At 73.4% G+C, this 10016-nt stretch carries 8 protein-coding genes; all 8 read right to left on the bottom strand.

The window, feature by feature from the left end; translation table 11 throughout:
* A partial coding sequence (locus ACGF5T_RS19620; protein ID WP_392888585.1) for an alkaline phosphatase family protein occupies nt 1-170 on the bottom strand: 170 nt, incomplete at its 3' end.
* A complete protein-coding gene (eboE, locus tag ACGF5T_RS19615; RefSeq protein ID WP_392888569.1) occupies nt 167-1342 on the bottom strand; it encodes a metabolite traffic protein EboE in 1176 nt (391 codons plus the stop codon). The genes eboE and ACGF5T_RS19620, both read right to left, overlap by 4 nt.
* A gap of 3 nt (nt 1343-1345) precedes the next feature.
* Complete coding sequence (locus ACGF5T_RS19610) at nt 1346-2194, bottom strand: TatD family hydrolase (protein WP_356612313.1); 849 nt, start codon at nt 2192-2194, stop codon at nt 1346-1348.
* On the bottom strand, nt 2194-2925 hold the full coding sequence (locus ACGF5T_RS19605) for an EboA domain-containing protein (RefSeq protein WP_356612315.1): 732 nt from the start codon (nt 2923-2925) through the stop codon (nt 2194-2196). The genes ACGF5T_RS19610 and ACGF5T_RS19605 overlap by 1 nt, the downstream gene beginning before the upstream one ends.
* A 14-nt stretch (nt 2926-2939) precedes the next feature.
* A complete protein-coding gene (locus ACGF5T_RS19600; RefSeq protein WP_366766293.1) occupies nt 2940-3845 on the bottom strand; it encodes a sugar phosphate isomerase/epimerase family protein in 906 nt (301 codons plus the stop codon).
* Nucleotides 3842-4918: an SCO3242 family prenyltransferase gene (locus ACGF5T_RS19595; protein WP_392888564.1), complete on the bottom strand. Its 1077-nt coding sequence runs from the start codon at nt 4916-4918 to the stop codon at nt 3842-3844. Before ACGF5T_RS19595 ends, ACGF5T_RS19600 begins: the two co-directional genes overlap by 4 nt.
* Nucleotides 4915-6090: an inositol-3-phosphate synthase gene (locus tag ACGF5T_RS19590; RefSeq protein ID WP_366766294.1), complete on the bottom strand. Its 1176-nt coding sequence runs from the start codon at nt 6088-6090 to the stop codon at nt 4915-4917. The genes ACGF5T_RS19595 and ACGF5T_RS19590 overlap by 4 nt, the downstream gene beginning before the upstream one ends.
* 130 nt (nt 6091-6220) lie before the next feature.
* Nucleotides 6221-9934 carry a ThuA domain-containing protein gene (locus tag ACGF5T_RS19585; protein WP_361009964.1) on the bottom strand — a complete coding sequence of 1238 codons (3714 nt, stop codon included), beginning with the start codon at nt 9932-9934 and terminating at the stop codon, nt 6221-6223.
* Nucleotides 9935-10016: the final 82 nt, after the last annotated feature.

The following is a 10016-nucleotide window of genomic DNA, read 5'->3' as shown; positions in this document are numbered from 1 at the left end:
GACTGGGCGGCGCAGGTCACCGCCGGCAGGACGGTACCCAGCGGGGCGCGGGAGCCTGACTGGCCCAGCTGCTTGAGGTGGGGCATGTGGTCCAGCAGGCGGGGGGTGAGACCGACCACGTCGAGAACGAGCAGAGGGGTCGGTCCGTCGGAGTGCGTCGGCGCGGTCATGGCAGTTCCTTGAGGCCGAGGTCGGTCAGCAGGTCGCGGGCCAGGGTGAGTTCGGCGGCGATCCCGTCGGTGAGCTGGGCGCGGGCGCGGGGGCGTAGCTCGGGCGGCAGGGCCTGCCAGGTGTAGGTCTCCACCTCCAGGTGCCGGGTGAGGGGGTGCGGGCCGCCCACCAGACGCGCCAGCGTGGCTTTGAGGACCTCCATCGTCGAAGTCAGGGGCGCGGCGGGCGCCGCGTGCAGGGGCACGTGGAAGTGGGCCCGCCAGGGCGCACGGTCGGGCAGCGGCCCGCCCTCGGCCAGGGCCTCGTCGAGGTCGTCGGTGCCCCGCAGGTCTCCGGCCTCGGTGGTGGTGCGGGTCTGGTGGAGGAAGCGGGGTTCGGCGAAGGCCGCGAGCGCTTCGCGGACGGCGGGGTCGGTGGGCTGCTCGGCGTGCAGGGCCGCCGACAGCTGGGACTTGACGATGGGGATGCGGGCGGCGGTCAGGGCGTCCAGGGCGGTGTCGGGGTTCTCGAAGGAGGTGGCCAGGTGGCAGGTGTCGACACAGACACCGATGCGGTCGTGGCCGACCGCGGTCAGCGGGGCGATGGCGTCACCGGTCGTCTCCACGACGCAGCCCGGTTCGGGTTCCAGACCGACGCGGATGGAGCGGCCGGTCAGCTCCTGAAGGGCGTCGAGGCGTTCGGCGAGGGTGGCCAGCGCGGCGCGGGCCTGGCCGGCGCGGGCATCGTCGTAGGCGGTGCGCCAGGCCAGCGGCAGCGTGGAGATCGTGCCGTCGGTGACATCGTCGGGCAGCAGTCCCGCCAGCACCCGGGCCAGGGACGTCGTGTGCTCCAGACGCTCGGGGTCGGCCCAGTCCGGCGCGTAGACGCGGTACTTGACCTCTCGGGCGCCGAACCCTTCGTAGGGGAAGCCGTTGAGGGTGACGACCTCCAGGCCCCGCCGCTCCAGCTCCCCGCGCAGTCCGCGCAGCGCTGCCGGATCGGTGACCAGGGCGTGCGCGGCGTCCCGGGCCAGCCACAGGCCGATACCGAGGCGGTCGCGGCCCAGCCGGCGCCGTACCGGCTCACAGTGCTCACGCAGCTGCGCCAGCACCCCCTCCAGCGTCTCCGCGGGATGCACGTTGGTGCAGTAGGCGAGATGGACGGTGGAACCGTCGGGATGGCGGAAGCGCATGGTTCACTCCCCGCCGCGCAGGATGGAGTTGCCCTCGTGGGTGGCGTCGGCGGAGGTCACGTCGAGCGCGAGGCGTCCGCTGAGGCCGTAGAAGGCGACGGGGTTGCGCCACAGCACCCGGTCCACGTCGTCCTCGGTGAAGCCCTCCGCGAGCATCAGGTCGCCGACCTTGCGGGTCTTGAGCGGGTCGCTCCTGCCCCAGTCGGCGGCGGAGTTGACCAGGACCTTCTCCGGACCGTACTCGTGCAGGAGGGCGACCATGCGGGCCTCGTCCATCTTGGTGTCCGGATAGACGGAGAAGCCGAGCCAGGCCCCGCTGTCCTTCGCGGCCTTGACGGTGGTCTCGTTGAGGTGGTCGACCAGCACCCGGTCCAGGGGCAGCGCGGACTCCCGCACCACGTCGAGGGTGCGGTGGAGTCCGGCGAGTTTGTCGCGGTGGGGGGTGTGCACGAGGGCGGGCAGGCCGTGGTCGGCGGCGAGCTGGAGCTGGGCTGCCAGGGCGGTGTCCTCGGCCGGGGTCATGGAGTCGTAGCCGATCTCGCCGACCGCGACGACCCGGTCCTTGACGAGGTAGCGGGGCAGGTCGTCCAGGACGGGCAGGCAGCGCGGGTCGTTGGCCTCTTTGGGGTTGAGGGCGATGGTGCAGTGGTGGGCGATGCCGTACTGGGCGGCGCGGAAGGGCTCCCAGCCCAGCAGGGCGTCGAAGTAGTCCCGGAAGGAGGCGGGCGAGGTGCGGGGCTGGCCCAGCCAGAAGGACGGTTCGACGACGGCGCGGACACCGGCGGCGTGCATGGCCTCGTAGTCGTCGGTGGTGCGGGAGGTCATGTGGATGTGCGGGTCGAAGATGCGCATCAGGACTCCTTGCCGTGGGGGGCGGCCGGGGTGTGCGACGCGCCGGGCTCGGTCAGGGCCAGGACGCGGTGCAGGTCCTCGGGGACGGGGCGGCCCGCGGCCGTGCGTTCGGCGGCGTAGTCGGTGAGCATGCGGGCCAGTTCGGCGTCACCGCGGGCGCGTCCGGCGAGGTCCGCGACCTCGTCCAGGGGCACGCCGGTGAACAGGCACTTCAGTACGGCGTGCCGCCACTGGTGGGCGTCGAGGTGCCGGGCGGCGTAGGGGCCGAGGGCCGCGGCGACCAGCCGGGTGTCGTTGGTGCGCAGCGCGTCCTCGACCAGGGGCAGGGCCTCGGGGCCGGACACCAGGTGGGGCAGCGCGTGCAGGACGGCGCGGCGTTCGTCGGCGGTGCCCTGGGAGTAGACGCGGGTCAGGGCGTCGGTGTCCGCGCGTGCCGCGTGCAGGACGAGGACACGGGCGGCGTCGGCGTGGGCGGGGCCGCAGCGGCGTGCGGCCTCGGCGAGGCGCAGTTCCCAGACGGAGATGGGGCCGTGGGCGCCGGGGTGGGCGGCGGCCTCGTCCAGGGCCTGGTCCAGCCAGGCCCGGGCGGCTCCGCCCAGCTCGGCGGAGAGGGCCGCGCGCAGGTCGGCGGGCGGGACGTGGGCGGGGGTGGGGCCCTGGTCCCGTCCGGCGGTGGGGGCGTCCGCACCCTGGGTGTCGGGGGTGACGTGGCCGGTGTGTGGCTGCGTCATGGGGGTGGCTCCCTTCAGTGGGTGGCGGAGGGCTCGCCCGAGCGGCGCGTGCGGGGGTCCGCCGTCGCGGCTCCGCGGAGGAACGGGAGGGAGAGTTCGGCGAAGCGCGGCCCCGCGTGGGAGTGGCGGGGCAGTTCGACGACGGTCAGGCCCCGATAGCCGGTGTCGGCGAGGGCTTGGAGGACGGGCGGGAAGTCGATCTCGCCGTCGCCGAAGGGCAGGTGCTCGTGGACGCCGCGGCGCATGTCCTCGATCTGCACGTGCCGCAGCCACGGCCCGGCCTGGCGCACGCAGTCGGCGGGGGGCAGCGGTTCCAGGCACTGGCAGTGCCCGATGTCCAGGGTCAGGCCGAGCTGCCCGGGGTCTCCCAGCAGTCGGCGCAGGTGGTGGAAGTCGGCGAGGGTGGCCAGCAGGTGACCCGGTTCGGGCTCCACCGCGAGGGGCACGCCGGCGTCGGCGGCGGCGTCCAGGACCGGGCCCAGGGCGTCCGCCAGGCGCTTCCAGGCGGTCTCCGCGTCCGTCCCCGGCGGCGTGATGCCGCTGAAGCAGTGCACGGCGTGGGCCCCCAGGTCGGCGGCGACGCGCACGGCCCGTACCAGCAGGTCGGCCCGGCGCGCCCGGTCACCGGGGTCCGGATCGAGCAGCGAGGGGCCGTGTTTGCGGCGGGGGTCGAGCACATAGCGGGCGCCCGTCTCGACCGTGACGTCCAGGCCCAGCGCGTCGAGGCGGCGCGCGACCCGGCGGGTGCGGGCGGCGAGGTCCTCGGCGAGCGGGTCGAGGTGCATGTGGTCGAGGGTCAGACCGACACCGTCGTAGCCGAGGTCGGCCAGCAGGGCGAGGGCGTCGTCCAGGCGGAGGTCGGTGAGACCGTTCGTGCCGTAGCCGAAGCGGAGAGGGAGGGTGGGGGCACCGCTGCTCATGTGATGCTCACCTTCCTCAGGCCGGCCCTGCGCACGAACATCCGCCCGGCCGGGGCGAGCGCCGCGACCAGCAGCGACGTGGCAGCGGCTCCGGAGCGGGCGGCGAGCGCCGCCTGGAGCGGGATCGTGGCCCTGATGCCGCCGCCGACGGCGCGTTGGGTGAGCGGGGGCGAGGGGTTGAGCGCGGCGTGGACGTAGGGTCGGGCGGCCGTGGCGGCGTAGGCGGCGCCCAGGGCGGTGGTGAGGGCACCGGTGGCCTGCGCCGGGCGCCCGGTCGGGCCGGGGCCCGGCAGGCCGGGGGCGGCTGCTGCCCACCGGCCTGCCGGGAGTCGGGTGCGGCGGCGGGTGACCAGCCGCGTCAGCGCCGCCGTCGTCGTGAGGGCGGCCAGCGGGGCCAGGACCGAGCCGCCGTCGGTCTCCCGGCGGGAGACGGTCGTGACCGCGAGGGTGTGGCTGCCGAGCAGCGCGGCGGAGGGCAGTGCGGGGCGGGTGGCGCCGCCGGTGGCGGCGGCGCCGAGGAGCAGATCCAGTCCGCGGGCGGCGGCCATCGCCACGGGCCCGGCGGGGGTGTGCTTCAGCGCGAGGTCGTAGGCCCAGACCGTCGCCGCCAACGGGGCGGCCACCGCCAGGGCGGGCCGGCCGGCCGCGGCGGCGAGCGCCAGACCCGCTCCGGTGAGGCCGCAGGCCGCGGTCAGGGCGGCGGCGGGACGGATCCGCCCGGAGGGCAGCGGGCGGTGCGGGCGCTCCACGGCGTCCTCGGCCCGGTCCGCCCAGTCGTTGAGGGCCATGCCCGCCTCGTACAGGCACAGGGACGAGCCGATGGCGAGCAGCGTGCGGGGTCCGGGACGCACACCGGTCGCCGCAGCGCCCGCCAGGGCGTCACCGGGGACGGTGAACAGGGCGGGCAGGCGCAGCAGTTCGGCCCAGGCGCCGGCGCGTCCGGTACCGGTCGGCCGGGAACCGTGCGCCGGAGTCCCGGCGGCGCCCGACGGGGCGTTCTCCGCGGCCGGTCCGCTGCCCGCCGCGCCGGCGGGCGCGGAGGCGTTCCGGGCCACGGCGACCGCGCGGCTCACCGCTGCTCCTCGCCGTCGCCGGCGCCGTCCCGGAGCCGTCCGGCGAAAGCCGTCAGCTCCGCGTACTGCTCGGCCAGGGACGAGGGGCCGTCCCCCACCGGGTCCTTGAAGTAGAAGCCGAGTGCGCGCAGCGGACCGGACAGGCCCCGCTCGTGGGCGCGGGCGGCCAGCCGGGCCAGGTCGAGGACGAGGGGCGCGGCCAGCGCCGAGTCGCAGCCCTGCCAGGTGGTCTGGAGGACCATGCGGGCGCCGAGGAAGCCGTCGAAGGCGATGTGGTCCCAGGCGGTCTTCCAGTCGCCGAGGGCGGGCACGTCGTCGATGTGGACCTCGCCCTCGGGTGCGGCACCGAGGGTGTCGGCGAGGACGCGTTCCTTGCCGGCGTTCTTGGCGGCGGCCGCCGCGGGGTCCGCGAGGGCCGCGCCGTCGCCGCCGCCCAGGAGGTTGGTGCCGGACCAGGCGCGTACGGCGAGGGCCCGCTGGAGGAACATCGGGCCGAGCACGGAGCGCAGCAGGGTCTGCCCGGTCTTGCCGTCGCGGCCCGCGTACGGGAGCCCCGAGGACTCGGCGAGCGGGGCCAGCGCCGGGTGGTGCAGCCCGGTGGAGGGCGTGAAGTTCACGTACGGGCAGCCGGCGCGCAGGGCGGCCGCCGCGTAGAGGGAGCTGGGCGGCAGGGTGCCGTCGGTGGGGGCGGGCTCGGTGGAGGCCACGTTCACCACGACGGCGCCGGCGAGGTCGTGGCGGCGGACGAAGTCACGGATGTCGTCCGCGAACACGTCGATCCACTCGTCCTGGGTGCGGGCGGGCCCGCCCTCCGGAACGCCGGTCACGGGGCCGCCGGGCCTGATCTCACGGTCGGCGGCGACGAGTTCGGCGTGCACGGCCGACGGCAGGCCGTGCGGCAGGACACCGCCCTCGGCCAGGTGCTCGGCGCGCTTGGGCAGAGGGCAGTCGAGGGTGTCGTGGCCGCCGAAGACGAGCGACGACAGCGGCGGCAGACCACTCGACGCGAACGGCGGGGTCTCGGTGACCATGCCGGTCGGCGGGTGCAGGCCGGCGGCGACGGCGGCGCAGCCCGCGATCGCGGTGGTGGCCACGGAGCCACGGGCCCCGATGAGCCAGACGCCGAGGCGCGGGGCCGAGGAGGGGGTGGGCGGGGACGGTTCGGCGGACATGGGCAGCCTCCTTGTCGTACGCGAACCTGGTGCGAGTGCCGGGAGGGGGACGAGCGGGGTGCCGGGCGCGGGCCCGGCGGGACGGCGGGCGGAGGTCCGGCGTCCTCCGCCCGCCGCCGTTCCGGTAGCCCTAGGAGTTCAGTTCCTTGAGCTGGATGTTGCGGAAGGAGACCTGGTCGTCGGCGCCGTGGTTCTGGAGGCCGATGTACCCGTCGGTCAGGCTCCGCTCGGGGTCCTTGTTGGTGAAGTCGTTGATCTTGACTCCGTTGAGGAACACCTGGAGGCGTTCGCCCTGGACCTTGATCTCGTAGGAGTTCCACTGGCCGGGGGGCCGCAGGACCTGGTCACGGGCCTTGATGTTGGCCGACTTGAAGGAGTAGACGGAGCCCGTGGTGCGGTCCGCCGCGTCGGTCGCGTCGATCTGGATCTCGTAGCCCTTGTTCACCGCGGACCAGGGGTCGTCGGAGGCCGGGAAGCCCACGAAGATCCCGGAGTTGTCGTCGCCCCGCATCTTCCAGTCGAGCTTGAGGGAGTACGACTTCAGCTCCTTGGCCTGGTACCAGAGCAGGCCCATGCCGCCGTTGGACTCCAGCGTGCCGTTCTTCACGTCGAAGGTGCCGGGGCCGGCCTGCTTCCAGCCGTCCCTGGTCTCGCCGTTGAAGATGTCCCGGTAGCCGGTGTCCGGCTTGCAGTCGGCCTTGACCTGGCCGGTGGCGTACTGCATGCCGCCGAGCAGGTGGCCCCGGAACGCCTCGTCGGCGTAGGACTCCTTCGTGTGACCGCCGCCGGTGTAGAAGGACCGGCCGCCGCCGTAGCTCTGGCACCAGGCGATCGGGTGGTCGCCCTTCATGGTGCCGCCGTCGTAGGTGGTCTCGTCCAGGGTGGCGAGGATCTTGGCCTGGTCCCGCGGGTTGGTGCGGTAGTTGTACCACTCGTCGGTGCGCTCCCAGGTGTCGCCGAGGTGCGCGGTGGAGGGGTGGTCGTGGTCGTGGACGCGCACGGTGGCCTTCTGGATGGCCGGGTGCGAGTCGAAGTGGGCGCCGACGAGGCCGCCGTAGAACTCCCAGTCGTACTCGGTGTCGGCGGCGGCGTGGATGCCCAGGTAGCCGCCGCCGTTCTTGACGTAGTTCTCGAACGCCTTCTGCTGGTCGGCGTCGAGGACGTCACCGGTGGTGGACAGGAACGCGACCGCGTCGTACTTGGCGAGGTTGGCCGTGGTGAACTGCTTGGCCTCCTCGGTCGCGGTGACCGAGATGCCGGCCGGGGCGCCGAGCTCCTTCAGCGCGGCGACGCCCTCGGGGATGGAGTCGTGGCGGAAGCCGGCCGTCTTGGAGAAGACGAGCACCTTCTTGCCGCCCTTGAACGGCTCCTTGGAGAACTCGAAGTCGTCCAGGTCGTACAGCGCGCCCTCGCCGCCCCGGAAGACCAGGTAGATGTCGGTGGTCTTCTTGGGCAGGGCCCGCAGCGGCACGTCGACGTCCTGGAACGTCTCCCAGCCGCCGGTCGGCGGGATGTACGCCGAGCCGTGCAGCGGGCCCTCGGGCGAGCCGGTGCGCAGTTCGACGAAGCCGCCGGCGCCGCCGGAGGAGGCCCGTACGGTGAGCTTCTTCTGCCCGTCGAACTTGTAGGGGCTGAAGGAGATCCAGTCGCCGTCGTCGATGTTGCCGACGGTCTTGCCGCCGTTGGCGCCGGTCTTGTCGATGACCGAGACGCCCTGCTGGCCGGCGAAGTGCTCGGCCTGGCGGTGCAGCGGCTGGAGCACGGTGCGGGCGGTGCCGGTCAGGGCCTCCTGGCCGTTCGCCCCGCCGTCGGTGTAGCTGGCGCCGACGACGCCGTAGATGTTGGCGTTGGGGTCGTGCCCGCCGTCGCCGGGCGGCGGCTTCAGGGTGCCCTCACAGCCCATCTCGCTGGTCAGCTCGTGGGCGTGGGAGTCGTGGCCGAGGCTGTAGGCGACCTTGACCTTGGAGCAGTCGACGGTCTCCTCGGGGTCGGTGACGGTCACCTTGAAGGGGACGGGCTCACCGAAGGCGGCCAGCGTGCCGTTGCCCGGGACGTCGATCCGCACCTTGGGCGCGGTGTTGCCGACCACGATCCGGACGCTGGCGCTGCCGGTGTTGCCCTCGGGGTCCTTCGCGGTGAAGGTCGCGGTGTAGGTGCCGACCTTCTTGTACTTGTGGGTGGGCGTGAGGCCCTCGCCCTTGGTGCCGTCGCCGAAGTCCCAGCTGTGGGTGAGGTCCGGGGAGTCGGCGTCCTTGACGGAGGCGGTGAACTGCACCTTGAGGCCGGCCGCGCCGGACGTCTTGTCGGCGCTCACCTCGGCGATCGGGGAGAAGCCGTCCTCGGCGTTCTCGATGCGGTACAGGGCGGAGTTCTCGTCGCCCTGGAACCAGGAGACGCCGTAGTCCAGCACGTAGAGCGCGCCGTCGGGGCCGAACTCCATGTCCATGATCTGGGTGCCGGTCCACGGGAAGTCGTTGATCTTCGCGACCGTGCCGTCGGCGTTCTGCTCGATCCGCTTGATCCACCGGCGGCCGAACTCGCCGGCGAAGAAGTCGCCGTCGAACTCCTCGGGGAACTTCACGCTGGAGTCCAGCTCGGGGTCGTACCGGTAGACCGGGCCGGCCATCGGGGACTCGGAGCCGGTGCCGAACTCGGGCACGGAGCCGCCGTCGTACGGGATCCAGGCGGCCTGCGCGGGCGGCAGGTCGACCAGGCCGGTGTTGTGCCGCGAGGTGTTCTTCGGGGCGGCGCAGTCGAACTTCTCGCCGGAGGTCTTGGTGGCGAAGTCGTAGTCGACGTAGGCGTCGTTGTTGCCCGTGCAGAACGGCCAGCCGAAGTTGGCGGCCTTGGTGACCTTGGCGAACTCGACCTGTCCGGCCGGGCCGCGGTTCGGGTCGGCGGCGCCCGCGTCGGGGCCGTAGTCACCGACGTAGACGGTGCCGGTCTCGTCGTCGACGCTCATCCGGAACGGGTTGCGGAAGCCCATCGCGTAGATCTCGGGGCGGGTCTTCTCGGTGCCCGGGGCGAAGAGGTTGCCGTCCGGCACGGTGTACGAGCCGTCCTCGGCGACCTTGATCCGCAGGATCTTGCCGCGCAGGTCGTTGGTGTTGCCGGAGCTGCGGCGGGCGTCGAAGGCCGGGTTGCGGTCCGGGCGCTCGTCGATCGGCGTGTAGCCGTCGGAGGCGAACGGGTTGGAGTCGTCGCCGGTGGACAGGTAGAGGTTGCCCTCGGCGTCGAAGTCGATGTCGCCGCCGACGTGGCAGCAGGTGCCGCGGGAGGCCGCGACGTCCAGGACCTTCTTCTCGCTGGCCGTGTCCAGCGTGCCGTTGGCGTTGAGGACGAAGCGGGAGAGCCGGTTGACGCCGTCGAACTTCTTGAAGTCCTCCGCGGTCCCGGTCTCCGGCGCGTCGCCCGCCGGGGTGTCGAGCGGCGGGGCGTAGTACAGGTAGATCGCCCGGTTGTTCTCGAAGTCCGGGTCGATGCCTACGCCCTGCAGGCCCTCCTCGTCGTGGTTGTAGACGTCGAGCTTGCCGGCGACCTTGGTGACGCCGCCCTGGTCGGTGAGGCGCAGTGTGCCGTCGCGGGCGGTGTGCAGGACGCTGCGGTCCGGGAGGACGGCGAGCGACATCGGCTCGCCCATCTCGGGCTCGCCCTTGGCGAGGGGCACCTGCTGGAACTGCCCCTCTGCGGCCGCCGGTTCGTCGTGCTCCGGGTGGCCGGGGTGGGCGCCGGCGACGGTCGCCGGAGTTCCCACCGCCAGGATCAGGCCGGTGAACAGGGCCAGCGTGGTGCGCAGCCTGGGGCGCCTCGTGGTCCTGGTGCTTTTGAGTCTGGTTCTGTGCACGAAGTCCCTCCGGGAACGGGATGGGCCGTACGGAACGGGTGCGAAGACGTGCGGTGCGGCGGGCTCCGGGGTGCGCCGTCAC

Origin of the sequence: Streptomyces sp. NPDC047853, from assembly GCF_043204535.1 — a bacterium.
Taxonomy (GTDB): Bacteria; Actinomycetota; Actinomycetes; order Streptomycetales; family Streptomycetaceae; genus Streptomyces.
The sequence above is the reverse complement of the archived record's forward strand: the minus strand, read 5'-3'. Positions and strand labels throughout refer to the sequence as shown.

Excerpts from the sequence above, each read along its gene's own strand:
- eboE (WP_392888569.1), bottom strand. The coding sequence starts at position 1,342 with ATGCGCTTCCGCCATCCCGACGGTTCCACCGTCCATCTCGCCTACTGC.
- ACGF5T_RS19610 (WP_356612313.1), bottom strand. The coding sequence starts at position 2,194 with ATGCGCATCTTCGACCCGCACATCCACATGACCTCCCGCACCACCGAC.
- ACGF5T_RS19605 (WP_356612315.1), bottom strand. The coding sequence starts at position 2,925 with ATGACGCAGCCACACACCGGCCACGTCACCCCCGACACCCAGGGTGCG.
- ACGF5T_RS19600 (WP_366766293.1), bottom strand. The coding sequence starts at position 3,845 with ATGAGCAGCGGTGCCCCCACCCTCCCTCTCCGCTTCGGCTACGGCACG.
- ACGF5T_RS19590 (WP_366766294.1), bottom strand. The coding sequence starts at position 6,090 with ATGTCCGCCGAACCGTCCCCGCCCACCCCCTCCTCGGCCCCGCGCCTC.